Raw genomic sequence first — 803 nt, forward strand, 5'->3', positions numbered from 1 at the left:
TTAATCAAAGCGTAAACATCAGCAGCGATAATAGGGTATGAAAGAACCTCGTGCCTCGCTTTATCGTCGCCATCGCTATCCAGCTCAGATTATTGCTGAGGCGGTGTGGTTGTATTTCCGCTTTCCACTGAGCTTTCGTATGGTCGAAGATATGCTGGCTTATCGCGGGATATTCGTCACACATAAGTCAGTTTACGAATGGGCGGAGAAATTCGGACGGGCTTATGCCAGTAATATCCGTCGTCGCACACCGCGCCTTGGCGATAAATGGCACTTGGATGAGTGCGTAATATCTATCAAAGGTGAGCATCACATTCTTTGGCGAGCGGTCGATCAGGACGGTTTTGTGTTAGATGTTTTGGTCCAGAAACGCCGCAATACCAAGGCCGCCAAGCGTTTTATGTGCAAGCTTCTCTCTGCTCAGGGCTGTGCACCGCGGGTTATGGTCACCGATAAACTACGATCATATGGCTCTGCCAAACGAGCTATAGGCCTTAACGTTTGCGATCATCGCCAGCATAAGGGCTTGAACAATCGGGCAGAGAATTCGCATCAGCCGATCCGACGATGCGAGCGTGTTATGAAGCGCTTTAAATCGGCGCGACATGTGCAAAATTTCACGTCGATACATGACCCGATTTACAATCTTCATTATTTGCCACGCAACCAAATCAGTTCAGCCAACCACCGAGAGCTACGACAAGCCGCCACTGACATGTGGCGTGAAATCTCGTGCCTGAAATCTGCATGACAGAGGCCACAAAGAATGAGCCATGTCTGCACTCTCGTTAAAGTAACAGTGC

The 803-nt window shown here is 49.2% G+C and carries 1 protein-coding gene; it reads left to right on the top strand.

The features are described from left to right. Nucleotides 1-37: 37 nt before the first annotated feature. A complete protein-coding gene (locus CEV31_RS13175) occupies nucleotides 38-751 on the top strand; it encodes an IS6 family transposase (protein WP_094507534.1) in 714 nt (237 codons plus the stop codon). The last annotated feature ends 52 nt before the right edge of the window (nucleotides 752-803 follow it).

Source organism: Brucella thiophenivorans (assembly GCF_002252445.1).
Taxonomy (GTDB): Bacteria; Pseudomonadota; Alphaproteobacteria; order Rhizobiales; family Rhizobiaceae; genus Brucella; species Brucella thiophenivorans.